General features: G+C 67.5%; 17 protein-coding genes and 1 tRNA gene. 1 reads left to right on the top strand and 17 read right to left on the bottom strand.

What is annotated here, in order from left to right:
• Window position 1 precedes the first annotated feature (1 nt).
• From nuoI to tpiA, 12 genes are all read right to left on the bottom strand, one after another.
• The gene (gene nuoI, locus MC375_RS14945) at window positions 2-490 is read right to left on the bottom strand and encodes an NADH-quinone oxidoreductase subunit NuoI (RefSeq protein ID WP_242104225.1); all 489 of its coding nucleotides are present in this window, start codon (window positions 488-490) and stop codon (window positions 2-4) included.
• On the bottom strand, window positions 490-1,566 hold the full coding sequence (gene nuoH / locus MC375_RS14950; protein WP_242104226.1) for an NADH-quinone oxidoreductase subunit NuoH: 1,077 nt from the start codon (window positions 1,564-1,566) through the stop codon (window positions 490-492). Before nuoH ends, nuoI begins: the two co-directional genes overlap by 1 nt.
• Window positions 1,563-3,806: an NADH-quinone oxidoreductase subunit NuoG gene (gene nuoG, locus MC375_RS14955; RefSeq protein ID WP_242104227.1), complete on the bottom strand. Its 2,244-nt coding sequence runs from the start codon at window positions 3,804-3,806 to the stop codon at window positions 1,563-1,565. The genes nuoH and nuoG overlap by 4 nt, the downstream gene beginning before the upstream one ends.
• Entirely contained in the window at window positions 3,803-5,167 is a 1,365-nt protein-coding gene (nuoF, locus tag MC375_RS14960; RefSeq protein WP_242104228.1) for an NADH-quinone oxidoreductase subunit NuoF, read from the bottom strand. The genes nuoG and nuoF overlap by 4 nt, the downstream gene beginning before the upstream one ends.
• The gene (gene nuoE / locus MC375_RS14965; RefSeq protein WP_242104229.1) at window positions 5,167-5,694 is read right to left on the bottom strand and encodes an NADH-quinone oxidoreductase subunit NuoE; all 528 of its coding nucleotides are present in this window, start codon (window positions 5,692-5,694) and stop codon (window positions 5,167-5,169) included. Before nuoE ends, nuoF begins: the two co-directional genes overlap by 1 nt.
• Window positions 5,695-5,707: 13 nt before the next feature.
• Window positions 5,708-7,027 carry an NADH-quinone oxidoreductase subunit D gene (locus MC375_RS14970; protein ID WP_242104230.1) on the bottom strand — a complete coding sequence of 440 codons (1,320 nt, stop codon included), beginning with the start codon at window positions 7,025-7,027 and terminating at the stop codon, window positions 5,708-5,710.
• Complete coding sequence (locus tag MC375_RS14975) at window positions 7,024-7,797, bottom strand: NADH-quinone oxidoreductase subunit C (protein WP_242104231.1); 774 nt, start codon at window positions 7,795-7,797, stop codon at window positions 7,024-7,026. The genes MC375_RS14970 and MC375_RS14975 overlap by 4 nt, the downstream gene beginning before the upstream one ends.
• Window positions 7,790-8,368 carry an NADH-quinone oxidoreductase subunit B gene (locus MC375_RS14980; RefSeq protein WP_242104232.1) on the bottom strand — a complete coding sequence of 193 codons (579 nt, stop codon included), beginning with the start codon at window positions 8,366-8,368 and terminating at the stop codon, window positions 7,790-7,792. Before MC375_RS14980 ends, MC375_RS14975 begins: the two co-directional genes overlap by 8 nt.
• Window positions 8,359-8,715, bottom strand: coding sequence for an NADH-quinone oxidoreductase subunit A (locus MC375_RS14985; RefSeq protein ID WP_242104233.1), 357 nt, complete (start codon window positions 8,713-8,715; stop codon window positions 8,359-8,361). The genes MC375_RS14980 and MC375_RS14985 overlap by 10 nt, the downstream gene beginning before the upstream one ends.
• An 89-nt stretch (window positions 8,716-8,804) precedes the next feature.
• Window positions 8,805-8,889 (bottom strand) — tRNA-Leu (locus MC375_RS14990).
• A gap of 66 nt (window positions 8,890-8,955) precedes the next feature.
• Entirely contained in the window at window positions 8,956-9,438 is a 483-nt protein-coding gene (gene secG / locus MC375_RS14995) for a preprotein translocase subunit SecG (protein ID WP_242104234.1), read from the bottom strand.
• A 27-nt stretch (window positions 9,439-9,465) separates the two neighbouring features.
• The gene (gene tpiA, locus MC375_RS15000) at window positions 9,466-10,218 is read right to left on the bottom strand and encodes a triose-phosphate isomerase (RefSeq protein ID WP_242104235.1); all 753 of its coding nucleotides are present in this window, start codon (window positions 10,216-10,218) and stop codon (window positions 9,466-9,468) included.
• Between the two features lie 113 nt (window positions 10,219-10,331).
• Between tpiA and MC375_RS15005 the strand changes: the two genes are divergently transcribed.
• Complete coding sequence (locus tag MC375_RS15005; RefSeq protein WP_242104236.1) at window positions 10,332-11,132, top strand: SDR family oxidoreductase; 801 nt, start codon at window positions 10,332-10,334, stop codon at window positions 11,130-11,132.
• A 105-nt stretch (window positions 11,133-11,237) separates the two neighbouring features.
• On the opposite strand, the gene MC375_RS15010 is transcribed toward MC375_RS15005, so the two are convergent.
• From MC375_RS15010 to trpB, 5 genes are all read right to left on the bottom strand, one after another.
• A complete protein-coding gene (locus MC375_RS15010; RefSeq protein ID WP_242104237.1) occupies window positions 11,238-12,194 on the bottom strand; it encodes a 2-oxoglutarate and iron-dependent oxygenase domain-containing protein in 957 nt (318 codons plus the stop codon).
• Window positions 12,195-12,255: 61 nt separating this feature from the next.
• Window positions 12,256-13,605, bottom strand: coding sequence for a phosphoglucosamine mutase (glmM, locus tag MC375_RS15015; RefSeq protein ID WP_242104238.1), 1,350 nt, complete (start codon window positions 13,603-13,605; stop codon window positions 12,256-12,258).
• The gene (gene accD, locus MC375_RS15020; RefSeq protein ID WP_242104239.1) at window positions 13,602-14,492 is read right to left on the bottom strand and encodes an acetyl-CoA carboxylase, carboxyltransferase subunit beta; all 891 of its coding nucleotides are present in this window, start codon (window positions 14,490-14,492) and stop codon (window positions 13,602-13,604) included. Before accD ends, glmM begins: the two co-directional genes overlap by 4 nt.
• A 186-nt stretch (window positions 14,493-14,678) precedes the next feature.
• A complete protein-coding gene (gene trpA / locus MC375_RS15025; protein ID WP_242104240.1) occupies window positions 14,679-15,473 on the bottom strand; it encodes a tryptophan synthase subunit alpha in 795 nt (264 codons plus the stop codon).
• A gap of 67 nt (window positions 15,474-15,540) precedes the next feature.
• Window positions 15,541-16,758 carry a tryptophan synthase subunit beta gene (gene trpB, locus MC375_RS15030; protein ID WP_242104241.1) on the bottom strand — a complete coding sequence of 406 codons (1,218 nt, stop codon included), beginning with the start codon at window positions 16,756-16,758 and terminating at the stop codon, window positions 15,541-15,543.
• Between the last annotated feature and the right edge of the window lies 1 nt (window position 16,759).

A 16,759-nucleotide genomic window follows, 5' to 3' on the forward strand; every position in this document is an offset into this window, starting at 1 on the left:
TTTAGCGGAAGGCCGAGTCGGCCGCGCGGCGCTCCGCGATCTCGGCTTCGAGCCGGTCGCCGATCGCCAGCAGCTGCGGCTTGGTGACGATGTTCTCGCCGCGGTTCTCGAAGTGGTACTCGAGGATGTGGGTCTCGACGATCGAATCCACCGGACACGACTCCTCGCAGAAGCCGCAATAGATGCACTTGAACAGGTCGATGTCGTAGCGCGTGGTGCGGCGGGTGCCGTCTGCGCGCTGTTCGGAATCGATCGTGATCGCCAGCGCCGGACACACCGCCTCGCACAGCTTGCAGGCGATGCAGCGCTCCTCGCCGTTGGGATAGCGGCGCAGCGCGTGCAGGCCGCGGAAACGCGGCGACTGCGGGGTCTTCTCCATCGGGTACATCAGCGTGTACTTCGGACGGAACAGGTATTTCAGGGTCAGCCCCAGCCCCTGGAGCAGCTCCATGAGCAGCAGACCCTTGAACCAGGACGATAGCTTGCCCATCACGCCCCCGCCTCGAACACGCCGTAGTACGCCATCAGCGCCGTGACGCAGATCCACCCCAAGGTGATCGGAATGAACACCTTCCAGCCCAGCCGCATGATCTGGTCGTAGCGGTAGCGCGGGAACGAAGCGCGGAACCAGATGAAGCAGCTGGCGAAGAAGAACACCTTGGCGAACAGCCACCACCAGCCGTCGATCGACAGCACCGGGATGTCCCAGCCGTGGAACGGGCTCAGCCAGCCGCCGAGGAAGAACAGCGAGGTGAGGAAGCTGATCAGGATCATGTTCGCGTATTCGGCCAGGAAGAACAGCGCGAACTGCGAACCCGAATATTCGACCATGTGCCCGGCGACGATCTCGGACTCGCCTTCCACCACGTCGAACGGCGCGCGGTTGGTCTCGGCCACGCCGGAGATGAAATACACCACGAACAGCGGCAGCAGCGGCAGCCAGAACCATTCGAGGAACCCGCCGTTGCCGGCCTGCGCCATCACGATCTCGGTGAGGTTGAGGCTGCCGGCAGCGATCAGCACGCCGACCATGGCGAAGCCCATCGCGATCTCGTAGCTGACCACCTGGGCCGCGGCGCGCATCGCGCCGAGGAAGGCGTACTTCGAGTTCGACGCCCAGCCGGCGAGGATGATCCCGTATACGCCCAGAGAGGTCATCGCCAGCAGATACAGCAGACCCGCATTGGCGTTGGACAGCACCAGCTGCGCATCGAACGGCACCACCGCCCAGGCCGCGAATGCCGGCGCCAGCGTGATCAGCGGAGCCAGCACGTACAGCACCTTCTGCGCGCTGCTGGGCTGGATGACTTCCTTGAACAGGAGCTTGAACACGTCGGCGAAGGCCTGAAGGATGCCCATGCCCACGTACATCGGCCCGTGGCGCACGTGCATCCAGCCGATCAGCTTGCGCTCCCAGACCACGTAGAAGGCCACGGCCAGGATCACCGGCACAGCGATCACCAGGATCTTGAGCACGATCCAGACCACCAGGCCGAATGCGCCAAGCGATAGCAGCCAGTCGCGCAACGGATCGGTCAGGGTCCCGAGCAGGGTCGCGGTGTTCATGCCGGGCGCACCTCGACGCGGGCGCTGGCGAGCGGCGCGGTCGCGCCATAGCCGGATTCGATCCAGACGCAACCCGGCGCGACCCGATCGTCGACAGCCACCTGCAGGGTCGCGGTGCCGGCATCGTTGCCGAACTTCGCCATGGCGCCGTCGGCGAGGCCAAGTCGCCTGGCTTCGTCCGGATGCACGACTGCGCGCGGTCCGACGGTGAGCGGGTGCGCCTGCAGCGCGGACGCGCGACGGGTGACGCCGTCGCTGCGGTAGATCGCCTGCGAGACGGCCACTTCCAGCCCATGCTCCGCGCCGTTGCCGCGGTTCGCGCTGGCGGACGCGACCGACGCGGGCACGCGCGGCTTCGCGGAGGCAACCGCCGCACGCAGCCCTTCGATGTCGGTGAATTCGAAACCGGGCACCTCAAGCTCTGCGCCCAGTGCGCGCAGCACGCGCCAACCGGCACGCGCCTCGCCCGGCAGCTTGCCGGCGGCAACGGTACGCTGCTCGCGACCGTCCAGATTGGTCAGGCTCGCCTCGATCTCCGGCAGCGCGCCGATCGGCAGGATCACGTCGGCCACGCTGCGCGTGGACTTGCAGGCGAAGTGGCTGAAGGCCACGACCTGCGCGGACTTGAGCGATTTCAGCGCCGTGGCCTGGTCGGCGAAATCCAGCCCTGGCTCGATGCCGTAGATGACATAGGCCGCACGCGGCTCGCGCAGCATGGCCTGCGCATCGCGCGACGCGGGCAGCACGCCGGCGCGCGCGAGTCCGAGCGCGTTCGCGCCCTGTGGAATGCGGCACAGCGTGGCGTTGGCGGCCTTCGCGAAGGCCGTGGCTGCGGCGCGGATCGCGGACGCATGCGGACCGCTCTCGGCCACCGCGCCTACGATCACCACCGGCGCGTTCGCGCCGCCCAGGTCGACCTGGTCCAGCGCATCGGCCAGCTGCGAAGGCGGCACGACCCGCTTGCTGGCGAGGTCGAAGGCGAAATCGAAGTCGACAGGGTTGACGACATGCACCTTCGCGCCGCGGCGGAAGGCCTTGCGCACGCGCTGGTGCAGCAACGGCAGTTCATGGCGCAGCTGCGAGCCGACAATCACGATCGCATCGGCCTGCTCGATCTCGGCCGAAGGCGTTGCAAAAGCTTCCGCGATCGCGCCGTCGGACAGGTCCTGCTGGGCGATGCGATGGTCGAGATTGCCGGTACCCAACACCTCGGCCAGGCGTGCGAGCAGCGCGCCTTCCTCGTTCGAGGTAGCCGGGTGCACCAGAATGCCGAGGCCGTCCGCGGCGTTGTCGCGCAAGATCTGCGCGGCCTTCGCCAGCGCTTCTTCCCACGAGGCCTCGCGGAAGTCCTCACCAGCGCGGATCAACGGCTTGACTGCGCGATCCTCGGCATACAGACCCTGATGCGAATAGCGGTCGCGGTCCGACAGCCAGCACTCGTTGACCGCCTCGTTGTCGCGCGGGACCGCGCGCATTACTTCGCCGCGACGGGTATGCAGGAACAGGTTGCTGCCGAGCGCGTCGTGGTAGCCGACCGATTCCTTCGCAATCAGTTCCCAGGGGCGGGCCCTGAAACGGAACACCTTGTTGGTCAGCGCGCCGACCGGACATACGTCGATCACGTTGCCCGACAGCTCGGTCGTGAGCGGCTTGCCGTCGTAGGTGCCGATCTGCAGGTTCTCGCCGCGCTGCATGCCGCCCAGCTCGTAAGTACCGGCGATTTCCGCGGTGAAGCGCACGCAGCGCGTGCACTGGATGCAGCGGGTCATGTCGGTGGCGACCAGCGGCCCCATGTCCTCGTCCGCCACGACGCGCTTGCGTTCCGAGAAGCGCGACACCGAACGCCCGTAGCCCAGCGACAGGTCCTGCAGCTCGCACTCGCCACCCTGGTCGCAGATCGGGCAGTCGAGCGGATGGTTGATGAGCAGGAACTCCATCACGTTGCGCTGCGACTTGAGCGCCTTGTCGCTGCGTGTGGCGACCTTCATCCCGTCCATCACCGGCGTGGCGCAGGCCGGTGCCGGCTTGGGCATCTTTTCCACTTCGACCAGGCACATGCGGCAGTTGGCGGCAATCGCCAGTTTGTCGTGGTAGCAGAAGCGCGGGATAGGGATGCCGGCCTTGTCGGCGGCATGGATGATCATCGAGCCCTTGGGCGCGGCCAGTTCGACGCCATCGATGAAGACGGTCACCTGATCGGGCGGCAGGTTCGGATTGACCGGCGACGGAGGCGTGCTCATGCCGCGACCGCCTTGGGCACGACGCTACCGGCCTTCTGGTCATCAACCAGGAACCGGCCGTTGACGATCGCGTATTCGAACTCGTCCCAGTAGTGGCGCAGGAAACCCTGCACCGGCCAGGCGGCGGCTTCGCCAAAGGCGCAGATCGTGTGGCCCTCGATCTGGCCCGCGGCGGCGCGCAGCATCTGCAGGTCGTCGAGTGTTGCCTGCTTGTCGACGATCCGCGTGAGCATGCGGTACATCCAGCCGGTGCCTTCGCGACAGGGCGTGCATTGGCCGCAGGACTCTGCGTAGTAGAAGCGCGCGATGCGCTGGCAGGCGCGCACCATGCAGGTGGTCTCGTCCATCACGATGACCGCGCCCGAACCGAGTCCGGAACCGGCTTTCTGGATCGAGTCGTAATCCATCGTGCAGGCCATCATGACCTCGGCCGGAAGCACCGGCATCGACGAGCCGCCCGGGATCACGCCCTTGAGGCGATGGCCGCTACGCACGCCGCCGGCCATCTCCAGCAGTTCGGCGAACGGCGTGCCGAGACGGACTTCATAGTTGCCCGGTTTGCTGACATGGCCGGATACCGAAAAGATCTTCGGCCCGCCGTTGTTGGGCTTGCCCAGGTTGAGGAACCATTCGGCGCCGTTGCGCACGATCGCCGGCACCGAGGCGTAGGTCTCGGTGTTGTTGATGGTGGTGGGCTTGCCGTACAGGCCGAAATTGGCCGGGAACGGCGGCTTGTAGCGCGGCTGGCCTTTCTTGCCCTCGAGCGATTCCATCAGCGCGGTTTCTTCGCCGCAGATGTAGGCGCCCGCGCCGAGCGCGTTGAAGATGTCGATGTCCACGCCGCTGCCGAGGATGTTCCTGCCGAGCCAGCCGTTGGCGTAGGCCTCGGCGGTGGCTTCCTCGAGATGCTCGAACGGCTCGTGGTGGAACTCGCCGCGCAGGTAGTTGTAGGCCACGGTCGAGCCGGTGGCGTAGCACGCGATCGCCATGCCCTCGATCACCGCGTGCGGGTTGTAGCGCAGGATGTCGCGGTCCTTGGCGGTGCCGGGCTCGGACTCGTCCGAGTTGCACAAGATGTACTTCTGGCCCGCGCCCTTGGGCATGAAGCTCCACTTCAGGCCGGTGGGAAAGCCCGCGCCGCCGCGTCCGCGCAGGCCGGACTGCTTGACCATGTCGACCACCGCCGCGGGTTCGATCTTCTCTTCCAGGATCCTGCGCAGCGCGCTGTACCCGCCGGTCTTGAGGTAATTCTCGTACGACCACGGCTTGTCGAAATGCAGGGTGGTGTAGACGACCTGGTGCTCCTTCGGTGCCGGACCGACGGGACCATGGCCTTCGGAATAGTGCGAATGCCCGCCCATTACTTCAGCCCGTCCAGCAATTCGTCCACCTTCGCCGCATCCAGCTTCTCGTGGTAATGGCCATTGATCACCACCACCGGCGCGCCGCAGCACGCTGCGACGCACTCCTCCTCGCGTTTGAGGTAGACGCGCCCATCCGCGGTTGATTCGCCGAGCCTGCAGCCCAGCTTCTTCTCCGCGTGCGCGACCAGGTCCTCGGCGCCATTGAGCCAGCAGCTGATGTTGGTGCAGAAGGCCACGTTGTGGCGGCCGACCTTCTCGGTCTCGAACATCGAATAGAAGGTCGCCACTTCGTAGGCCCATACCGGCGGCAGGCCCAGGTACTTGGCCACGCCGGCGATGAGTTCATCGGTCAGCCAGCCGCCGTTCTGTTCCTGTGCCGCGTGCAACCCCTGCAGCACCGCCGAGCGCTTGCGGTCCGGCGGGAACTTGGCCAGCCAGTGGTCGATATGCGCGCGGGTCCGCTCCGACAGCACCACCATCGGATCGACGTTGCGCGCGTTCTCGAAATTGCCGGTCGCCCTCATCGGTCACCCGCCCTCATCGGTCAATTTCCCCGAATACGATGTCGTAGGTGCCGATCATCGCCACGACGTCGGCCAGCATATGGCCCTTCACCACCTCGTCCATCGACGACAGGTGGGCGAATCCAGGCGCGCGCAGATGCACCCGGAACGGCTTGTTGGCGCCGTCGGAAACCAGGTAGCAGCCGAACTCGCCCTTGGGCGCCTCGACCGCGCTGTAGGTCTCTCCGGCAGGCACGCAGTAGCCCTCGGTGAACAGCTTGAAGTGGTGGATCAGCGCTTCCATGTCGTCCTTCATCGACTCGCGCGACGGTGGCGACACCTTGTAGTTGTCCAGCATGACCGGACCCGGATTGGCCTGCAGCCAGCGCACGCACTGCTCGATGATCCGCACCGACTGGCGCATCTCGGCGATGCGCACCAGGTAGCGGTCGTAGCAGTCACCTTCCACGCCCACCGGGATGTCGAAATCCACCTCGGCGTACTTCGCGTACGGCTGCTTCTTGCGCAGGTCCCAGGCGACGCCGGAGCCGCGCAGCATCGGCCCGGTCATGCCCCAGGCCAGCGCCTTGTCCGGCGGGATCACGCCGATGCCGACGGTGCGCTGCTTCCAGATCCGGTTGTCGGTGAGCAGGGTTTCGTATTCGTCGATGCGCTTGGGGAAGTCCTGGCAGAAATGCTCCAGGTAATCGAGCAGCGAGCCTTCGCGCCAGCTGTTGAAGCGCTTGAGCTTGGCGCCTTTGCGCCACGGCGATTCGCGGTATTGCGGCATCCGGTCCGGCAGGTCGCGGTAGACGCCGCCCGGACGGTAATAGGTGGCATGCATGCGCGCGCCGCTGACCGCCTCGTAGCAGTCCATCAGCTCCTCGCGCTCGCGGAATGCGTACAGGAACACCGCCATCGCACCGAGATCGAGCGCGTTGGAACCCACCCACATCAGGTGGTTCAGGATCCGCGTGACCTCGTCGAACATGGTGCGGATCCACTGCGCCCGCTCAGGCGCCTCGATCCCCATCAGCCGCTCGATGGCACGCACGTAGGCATGCTCGTTGCACATCATCGAGACGTAATCGAGCCGGTCCATGTAGCCGATCGACTGGTTGAACGGCTTGGACTCGGCCAGCTTTTCGGTGCCCCGGTGCAACAGCCCGATATGCGGGTCGGCGCGCTGCACGACTTCGCCGTCCATTTCCAGGATCAGGCGCAGCACGCCGTGCGCGGCCGGATGCTGCGGGCCGAAGTTGAGCGTGTAGTTGCGTATTTCCTGCTTGGCCTCGGCGGCGTCGCTGGCGAAGGCCGCGGACGCCTGCGGCGCCTGGCGCGAAGGTGCGGTCATGCGGCTGGCCCCAGCGTGCTGCGGACCTTGGCGTCGCCCTGCTCGCCTGCGGCGGTGGCATAGCGTGCATCGTCGCGGATCACACGCGGCACCAGCACGCGCGGCTCGACCGAGGTGACCGGTTCGTAGACCACACGCTTCTTTTCCGGGTCGTAGCGCACTTCGACATTGCCGATCAGCGGGAAGTCCTTGCGGAACGGATGGCCGACGAAACCGTAGTCGGTGAGGATGCGGCGCAGATCCGGATGGCCCTGGAACACGATGCCCATCACGTCGAACGCCTCGCGCTCGAACCAGTTGGCGACCGGCCACAGGTCGGTGACCGAAGGCACGACCGGAAGATCGTCGTTGGGCGCGAAGCAGCGCACGCGCAGGCGACGGTTGTTCGCGACCGACAGCAACTGCAGCACGGCGGCGAAGCGGCGCTGCGGCATGGGAATGCCGGCTTCGCCCTGCGGCTCCGGCACCTGGCGGCTCGGAGTCTCGCCGAACTTGAACCGGCCAGGACCCCTGCCCTCGACCCCGCGGCTGAAGCCTTCCGAGGACACGTCGGTGTCCCACTCGTCGCTGCCGTAGCCGAGGTAATCGACCGCGGCGACGTCGATCAACTGTTCGAAACCGAATTCGTCGCGCAGCAGACGGCAACCGGCATGGTAGGCGGCGGCGTCGAACACGATGCCCACCTCGCCGCGCGGTTCGGCCACTTCGATCTGTGCATCGGCGAAACGCGCGCGCAGGCGTTCGACGAATACGGCAACCGGCTCAACCATCGCGCAGCCCCGTCTTGTGCTCGCCGAAATTGGTGGCGCGGCGGATCTTCTTCTGCAGCTGCAGGATGCCGTAGACCAGCGCCTCGGCGGTCGGCGGGCAGCCCGGGACGTAGATGTCGACCGGCACGATGCGGTCGCAGCCGCGCACCACCGCGTAGGAATAGTGGTAGTAGCCGCCGCCATTGGCGCACGAGCCCATCGAGATCACCCACTTCGGGTCGGGCATCTGGTCGTAGACCTTGCGCAGCGCCGGGGCCATCTTGTTGACCAGGGTGCCGGCCACGATCATCACGTCCGACTGGCGGGGCGATGGGCGGAACACCACGCCGTAACGGTCCAGGTCCAGGCGCGAAGCGCCCGCGTGCATCATTTCCACCGCGCAACACGCCAGGCCGAAGGTCATCGGCCACATCGAGCCGGTGCGCGCCCAGTTGAGCAGGATGTCGGAACTGGTGGTGACGAAGCCGCGTTCAAGCAGCGGGTTCTCGCCCTGCGGACGCAGGATGTCGTCGACCCGGCCTTCGGGCAACGGGTTGTTCATCAGGCGCGCGACGGTCTGGCTCACTCCCATTCCAGCGCTCCCTTTTTCCAGACATAGACGAAGCCGATCACCAGCAGCGCCAGGAACACGCCCATTTCCACCAGCCCGAACACGCCCAGCTCGCGGAACACCAGCGCCCACGGGAAGATGAAGGCGATTTCCAGGTCGAAGACGATGAACAGGATCGCGATCAGGTAGTAGCGCACGTCGAACTGGATGCGCGCGCTCTCGAAGGCGGCGAATCCGCATTCGTAGGGCGAGAGCTTCTCGGCGGTGGGTCGCTTGGGCCCGAGGACGTTGCCGATGACGATCAGCGAGATGCCGATGCCGGTGGCGACGATCAGGAACAGCAGGGTCGGCAGGTATTCGGCCAGCACTCGTGTTCTCTCGGCTACTTGCCGCGATGCGGCCGTTGCTCTGGGGGATGGAACCTGGGCGGATGCCGGACATCCGCCCCGTTTGTATCTGGTGCCCAAGGGGGGACTCGAACCCCCACGACCGAAGCCGCTACCACCTCAAGGTAGTGCGTCTACCAATTCCGCCACCTGGGCAAACTGTTGCAACTGCGCGCCGCGACGCGCAAGCGCGATATTGTAAGCGTTATCAGCCGCCGCCAATCAATTCTGCGGCGGTTCCTGCGGAGCCGGCTGCGATGGCTGTGCGCTCTCGGGCGCCGCTTGCGCGGGCTGCGTTTGCGCGGGCTGCGTTTGCGCAGGCGCCGCCGGCACGGTCGATCCGGTCGCCGGCTGCGACTGGGCAGGCGGCGCCGCGGGCACGTTCGCCCCGCCCGCGGGTGCCGCAGGGGTGCTGCCGGTGGCCGGCGCCTGGGCCATCACGCCCAGGTCGGCCGGTGCATTGGCGGTGGCGTTGCGGGTCGCCTGCCACGCCATGAACAGGCTGATGCCGAAGAACACGATCGCCATCCACTTGGTGCTCTTGGACAGGAAGTTGGATGCGCCGCGCGCGCCGAATACGGTGGCCGAAGCGCCGCCGCCGAAGCCGGACCCGGCCTGGGCGCCCGCACCGCGCTGCATCAGGATCATCGCGATCATCCCGATGGCGAGCAGCACGTAGACCACGTTGAGGATCGTCATCAACATCTTGGGGAAATCCGAAAATACGAAGGTTCAGGTGGTCATCGCCTTGGCGATGGCCAGGAAGTCCTCGGCGACCAGGGACGCGCCACCGATCAGCCCGCCATCCACATCCGGCTGTGAGAACAGCGCGGCGGCGTTGTCGGGCTTGCAGCTGCCGCCGTAGAGGATCGGCAGCAAGCCGGCGATTTTAGCATCCAGTTCCGCCACCTGCCCACGGATGAAGGCGTGCACCGCCTGCGCCTGTTCCGGCGTGGCGGTGCGCCCGGTGCCGATCGCCCAGACCGGTTCGTAGGCGATGACGGCTCCGGACAGGCCCCCGGGACCCGCGATCTCCAGCACCGGCGCGAGCTGGGCAGCGATCACGGCCTCGGTGGCACCGGCTTCGCGCTCGTCCAGACTCTCGCCTACGCAGACGATCGGGGTCAGGCCGGCGTTCACGGCCGCGAGGAATTTGCGCGCGACCAGTTCGCTGGTTTCGTTGTGGTACTGGCGGCGCTCGGAATGCCCGCACAGGCCATAACGGGCGCCCACGTCGACCAGCATCGACGCTGCGACCTCGCCGGTATAGGCGCCCTTCTCGTTGGCGCTGACGTCCTGCGACCCGAAGGCGAGCCCACTGCCTTCGAAATCCTCGATCAGATCGCCCAGGTAGGGCAGCGGCGGCAGGATCACGAGCTCGACGCCCGGCAGCGGAAGTCCGGCGGCGACCGCGCCTACCAGTTCCGTGGCGAAGGCGCGGGTGCCATGGAGCTTCCAGTTACCGGCGACGATCCTGCGGCGCATGCGGTGCTCCGTTCGCAAAGGGCGGCAGTTTAGCCCACCGCCGGAGCGCTTCCCGGCCGCGGCGCGACGGGCTCACCTAGAATCCGGCCCTCCCCCGCACGCGGTGTTCCCCGATGCAAGCAGCCAGCGGCCATGCCCTGATCACCGGTGCCTCCAGCGGCCTGGGCGCCGCCTTCGCCCGCGAGTACGCCCGTCGCGGCAAGCCGCTGCTGCTGACCGGGCGACGCAGCGAGCGGCTCGAAGCCCTGGTTCGTGAACTGGGCGATATGGTCCCCTGCCAGGCCATCGTGGCCGACCTGTCCGTACGCGCGGCGCCGCAGACGCTGTTCGCCGAAGCGCAGGCACGCGGCCTGCGCGTGGACACGCTGGTCAACAACGCGGGCTACGGCGTCACCGGGCGTTACCTGTCCTCGGGATGGAAGACCCACGCCGATTTCCTGCAGGTGATGGTCACTGCGGTCGCGGAGCTGACCCACCACTTTCTGCCCGCGATGGAGGCGCAGGGCCACGGCCGGATCCTGAACATCGCCTCGACCGCCGCGCTGGTGCCCGCGTCCGCCGGACATACCTTGTACGCGGCCTCGAAGGCGTTCGTGATCCAGTTTTCCGAGGCCCTGGCGCTCGAATCGCGGCCACGCGGGGTGCATGTGACCGCGTTGTGTCCGGGCATGACCTATACCGAGTTCCACGACGTCAACGGCATGCGCGAGCGGGTGTCGCGGCTGCCCAAGTCGCTATGGCTCGATGCGGACACGGTGGCCCGCATGGGCATCGAGGCGGTGGAGCGCGGCGACATGCGCTGTGTGACCGGCGGCATGAACCGGCTGGTCACGGGGCTGTCGAAGTACCTGCCGGATCGGCTGGCGCGCGCGATCGTCAATCGTCGCGCAGCCGACTACCGCGACGCAGGGTAACGCAGGACCTCAGGCGGGGCGGCGTCGGCCGCGATTGCTGTTCGCAAAGGCAAAGGCAATCGCGAGCAAGCTCGCTCCCACGGCCATCGACCATCGGCCAGCGGTCTACTTCAGCTTGATCTCGCGTAACCGCTCTTCCAGGTATCCCTGCGCGGTGATCGGCTCGGGATAGCGGCTGGGGTTGTCCGGCGTGATCGTGGACGGCAGCACGTCGATCAGGAAATCCGGATTCGGGTGCAGGAAGAACGGCGTCGAATACCGCGGCTGGCGCGCCTGCTCGCCCTTCGGGTTGACCACGCGGTGGGTGGTCGACGGATACACGTGGTTGGTCAGGCGCTGCAGCATGTCGCCGATGTTGACCACGATGGTGTCGGCGTCCGCGGTGAACGGCACCCACTCGCCCTTGCGCGACAGCACTTCCAGGCCTGCAGCGCTGGCGCCGACCAGCAGCGTGATCAGGTTGATGTCTTCGTGCGCGCCGGCCCGCACGTTGGGAATGTCCTGGGTGGTGATCGGCGGGTAATGGATCGGGCGCAGGATCGAGTTGCCCGAGTCGGTCTTGTCGGCGAAGTAGTCCTCGGGCAGGCCGATGTGCAGCGCCAGCGCGCGCAGCACCTGGGAGCCGAGGTTGTCCAGGGCCTGGTACAGCGCGTAGCCCGTTTCGCGGAAGCCTTCCACCTCCTCCGGCCAGATGTTGGGCGGCATCACATCGCGATATTTCGAATCGTCCGGGATCTCGCGACCGATGTGCCAGAACTCCTTTAGGTCGTGGTACTGCGCGCCCTTGGCGGTCTCCACCCCGAACGGGGTGTAGCCGCGGGCGCCGCCGCCACCGGCGACGTGGTATTTCCGCTTGACCTCTTCGGGGAGCGCGAAGAAGCGCTGGAACACGTCATAGCTGGCGTCGATCAGCGACTGCGGAATGCCGTGGTTGCGGATTCCCGCGAATCCCCATTCGCGGTAGGCGGCGCCGAGTTCGTCGACGAACGCCCGCCGGTCTTCCGGGCTGGAAGGCTGGCTGAAACGGCGGATGTCCAGGGTCGGGATGCGATGTGGATTCATGCGATGGCTGAAGTGATCTTTGGTCGATGGTTGCGCAGCGTGCGGCCGCAGTGCCCGGCACTTACGGCGCGAGCGCCGCCGCGCGCACCGCCTCGGCGAGCCGGTCCAGGGTGGAACGCATCAGCGCCTCGTCGTCGGCCTCAACGGTCACCCGCACGACCGGCTCGGTACCCGACGGGCGCAGGAATGCGCGCCCCCTGCCCTGCACGGCCTGCTCGGCCTCGGCCAGCGCCGCCCTGACGCCATCGGCTTCGGCTGGCTTGCTGGTGCCTTCGTAACGCACGTTGACCGTCTTCTGCGGCAGCTTGCGCATTCCGGCCAGGGCCTCGCGCAGGCCGATGCCACGCCGCTGCAGCACCTCCAGCACCTGCAGCGCGCTGATGATGCCGTCTCCGGTGCTGGCGCGGTCCAGGCACAGCAGGTGCCCGGAGGCTTCGCCGCCCAATACGCCCTCGTGCGCGAGCAGCGCCTGGTGCACGTAGCGATCGCCGACCTTGGTGCGGACGAAGCCGATGCCAAGCTCGCCCAGGGCCTGCTCGAAGCCGTAATTGGTCATCAGCGTGCCCACCACCGGACCGCGCAGTCGGCCGCTGCGCTGCCAGTCGGAGGCGAGCACGTACAGCAGCTCGTCGCCATCGACCACGGTGCCGTCGGCATCGACGAACAGCACCCGGTCGCCGTCGCCGTCGAAGGCGATGCCCAGCGCGGCGCCGGTGGCGCGCACTCGTTCGGCCAGAAATTCGGGATGGGTCGAGCCGACTCCATCGTTGATGTTCAGCCCGTTTGGATCCACGCCGATCGCGTCGACCTGGGCGCCCAGTTCGCGCAGCACCAGCGGGCCGATCTGGTATGTCGCGCCGTGGGCGCAGTCCACGACGAGGGCCATGCCGCCCAGATCGAAGCGGCGCGGCACCGAACTCTTGCAGGCCTCGACGTAGCGGCCCACCGCGTCGCGGGTGCGGATCGCCCGTCCGAGCTGGTCGGACGCCACGGTCGAGAACGGCTGTTCGAGCGCGGCCTCGATCGCCAGCTCGGTGGCGTCGTCGAGTTTCTCGCCCTCGGCCGAGAAGAACTTGATGCCGTTGTCATGGTGCGGGTTGTGCGAGGCCGAGATCACGATGCCGCCGTCCGCGCGCAGCGAGCGTGTCAGGTGCGCCACCGCCGGCGTGGGCATCGGTCCCATCAGCTGCACGTCCACCCCGGCGGCCACCAACCCGGCCTCGAGCGCAGCCTCGAACATGTAATTGGAGATGCGCGTGTCCTTGCCGATGATCACCAGCGGCTTGCGCCACCGCTCCTGGCGCAGTGCATGGCCGTAGGCATTGCCCAGGCGCAGCACGAAGTCGGCAGAGATCACGCCCTCGCCCACGCGGCCACGGATGCCGTCGGTGCCGAAATACTTGCGGCTCACGAAGCGGCCTCCAGGTCCGGTTCGGGTTCGGGCTGGCGCAGCAGGAGCGCGAACAGATGCCCCAGGCGCTCGCGCAGCTGGCGGCGGTCGACGATCTGGTCGATCGCGCCGTGCGCGAGCAGGAATTCGCTGCGCTGGAAGCCTTCGGGCAGGGTTTCGCGCACGGTCTGTTCGATCACGCGCGGACCGGCGAAGCCGATCAGCGCCTCGGGTTCGGCCAGGTTGATGTCGCCCAGCATCGCCAGCGAGGCCGAGACGCCGCCGGTGGTCGGATGGGTCATCACCGAGATGTACGGCAGGCCGGCCTCGCGCAATTTGCCCAGCGCGGCCGAGGTCTTGGCCATCTGCATCAGCGAGAACAGGCTTTCCTGCATGCGCGCGCCGCCGGTGGCGGTGAAGCACACCAGCGGGGATTTCAGTTCCAGCGCCTTGTCCACCGCGCGGGCGAAGCGCTCGCCCACCACCGAGCCCATCGAGCCGCCCATGAAGGCGAAGTCGAATGCGCAGGCGACCAGCGGGCGGCCCTTGAGCTGGCCGTGCATCGCGACCAGCGCATCGCGTTCGCCGGTGGCCTTCTGCGCGGCCTTGATCCGGTCCGAGTACTTCTTCTGGTCCTTGAACTTCAGCACGTCCGTTGGGCCGAGCCTGGTTCCGATCTCGCGTGCCGCCCCGCCGTCGAACAGCGCCTTGAGCCGCGCCCGGGCGCGGATGGGCATGTGGAAGTTGCACTTCGGGCAGACCTCGAGATTCTCCTCGAGCTCGGGTCGGTACAGGACCGCGCCGCAGCGCTCGCACTTCTCCCACAGGCCCTCGGGCACGCTGCGCTTGCGACGCTCGCCGGCCTCGGTGCGGATGCGTGCGGGCATGAGTTTCTTCAGCCAGGACATGACTTGGGTTCAGACCTGCGGGTTTGAGGCGGGGAAGTGTACTTCGGGGGCGTTTTTGGGGTGCGGCCCTGCGGGAGCGGCCCTGCAGGTGCGGCCTTGTGGGAGCGGCCTCGGCCGCGAATGCTTCTGCTCCCGGGAAATACGATCGCTCGCCAGCGCGCTCCCACGGGAGCGGAGCCCGACGCGCTATGCGTCGAGGGCGGCGCGCAGCGGCTGCAGGAACGCCCGGGCCGCGGCGGCCGGGTCGTCCGATCCCGCAAGCGCCACCACCAGCGCGCTGCCGACCACGACCCCCTCGGCGTCGACCGCCATCGCAGCGGCGCTGGCGGCGTCGCGGATGCCGAACCCGGCCACTACCGGCGCCCGGCTGCGGGTCCGGATCGCCCGCAGCCGCAGCGAGGCGGCGGCGGTATCCAGGCGCTCGGATGCGCCGGTGACTCCGGCGAAGCTGACGTAATAGAGATAGCCCTGGGCTTCGCGGCACAACAGGTCCAGGCGCTCGTCGGTGGTGGTGGGCGATGCCAGCAGGATCAATGCAATGCCCGCATCGTTGAACGCGGCGCGGAACTCGCCCGATTCCTCGGGCGGCAGGTCGACCAGCAGCACGCCGTCGACGCCGGCCGAAGCCGCGTCGCGCGCGAACTCGCCGGCGCCGCGGATCTCGATCGGGTTGAGGTAGCCCATCAGCACCAACGGCGTGTCGGCATCGCGCTCCCGGAACGCGCGCACACTGTCCAGCACGAAGCGCAGGCCCGCACCGCGCGCCAGCGCGCGTTCGGAACTGCGCTGGATGACGGGGCCATCGGCCATCGGGTCGGAAAACGGAACCCCCAGCTCGATCACGTCGGCGCCCGCCTCCACCAGCGCGTGCATCACCGGCACGGTGGATTCCAGCGACGGATCGCCGGCAGTCAGGAACGGGATCAGCGCCTTGCGGCCGGTCGCCTGGAGCTCCTGGAATCTGGTGTCGATGCGGTTCATCGCGGGGTGATCACGAGTGGATCGGTGGACGGGCACGGCATTCCACCGCGCGGACATGCGGCGGCGTTCAGAGCACCATCCCGTCGCGCGCGGCGATGGTGTGGACGTCCTTGTCGCCACGGCCGGAGAGGTTGCACAGCACGATCGCATCCTTCGGCAGCTCGCGCGCGAGCTTGATCGCCTGGGCGATGGCGTGGCTGGATTCGAGCGCGGCCAGAATGCCTTCGGTCTTGGCCAGCAGATAGAACGCGGCCATCGCCTCGTCGTCGCTCACGCCGACGTAGTCCGCGCGACCGCTGTCGGCCAGGAACGCGTGCTCCGGCCCGACGCCGGGATAGTCCAGACCGGCCGAGATCGAATGGGTTTCGGTGATCTGCCCATCGTCGTCGCAGATGACGTAGGTACGGTTGCCGTGCAGCACGCCCGGCCGGCCGGCGGCGATCGAGGCCGCATGCCGGCCGGTGGCGATGCCGTCGCCGGCAGCCTCCGCGCCGACGATGCGCACGTCGCGATCGTTGAGGAAGGCATGGAACAGGCCGATGGCATTGCTGCCGCCCCCGACGCAGGCGGTGATGACGTCGGGCAGACGTCCATATTCGGCCAGCATCTGCGCCCGCGCCTCGCGCCCGACCACGGCGTTGAAGTCGCGGACCATGCGCGGATACGGATCGGGGCCTGCGACCGTGCCGATGATGTAGTAGGTATCGCGGACATTGGTTACCCAGTCGCGCATCGCCTCGTTCAGCGCGTCCTTGAGCGTGGCCGAGCCGCTGGTCACCGGCACCACTTCGGCGCCGAGCAGCTTCATCCGGTACACATTGATCTTCTGGCGCTCGATGTCGGTGGCGCCCATGTAGACCACGCATTCCAGGCCCAGGCGCGCGGCCACCGTCGCGCTGGCCACGCCGTGCTGGCCCGCGCCGGTCTCGGCGATGAGCCGGGTCTTGCCCATGCGGCTGGCCAGCAGTGCCTGGCCGATGGTGTTGTTGATCTTGTGCGCGCCGGTATGGTTCAGGTCTTCGCGCTTGAGCAGGATCCGCGCGCCGCCCGCGTGTTCGCTCAGGCGTTGCGCGTGGTAGATCGGGCTGGGACGGCCGACGTAGTGCGCCAGATCGTCCTCGAATGCGGCGACGAACGCGGGATCGCCCCGCGCCGCGTCGTACGCGGCTGCCAGTTCTTCCAGCGGACCGATCAGGGTTTCGGCGACGAAGCGCCCACCGTAGCGGCCGAAGTGCCCCGTGGCGTCGGGATAGGCATGGAAATCGATGATCGCGTCCGCTGCCATG

It is taken from the genome of Lysobacter sp. M2-1, from assembly GCF_022662495.1.
Classification (GTDB): Bacteria; Pseudomonadota; Gammaproteobacteria; order Xanthomonadales; family Xanthomonadaceae; genus JAKPBU01.